Origin of the sequence: Polynucleobacter sp. MWH-Jannik1A5, assembly GCF_018881795.1 — a bacterium.
Classification (GTDB): domain Bacteria; phylum Pseudomonadota; class Gammaproteobacteria; order Burkholderiales; family Burkholderiaceae; genus Polynucleobacter.
This window is the reverse complement of record NZ_JACVPQ010000005.1, coordinates 1-328: the sequence shown is the minus strand read 5'-3', so window position 1 is coordinate 328 and position 328 is coordinate 1. Positions and strand designations below refer to the sequence as shown.

1 protein-coding gene is annotated in these 328 nt (G+C 48.2%); it reads right to left on the bottom strand.

The window, feature by feature from the left end; genetic code table 11:
* A partial coding sequence (locus tag ICN23_RS09675) for a YDG domain-containing protein (protein ID WP_216232044.1) occupies positions 1-328 on the bottom strand: 328 nt, incomplete at both ends.

The window sequence follows — 328 nt, the reverse complement described above, 5'->3', positions numbered from 1 at the left end:
CAGTTAAAGTCTGTGGCCCTACTCCAGCAACATAGTAGTTACCCGCTGCAGCGCCAGTCAAAGTTACGCCAGCCATAGTGGTGTAAGTCACACCATTAATCACGGTAGATGAAGTACCTGGGGTTACTGTTAAACCTGAGCCTACGTTAGATTGGCTAAATGTTGCGCCTGTATAAGGACCGGTTGAAGACACAGTTACAGCATCAACACCTAGAACACCCTCGAGCACTTGATTACCAGTTACTGCAATGGTTGCTGCTGTAGTGGTGTCATATACCTTGTTGTTGGCTGTCAAGCCAGCGCTGATGGTTAGTGGTGCTGGGGTAAT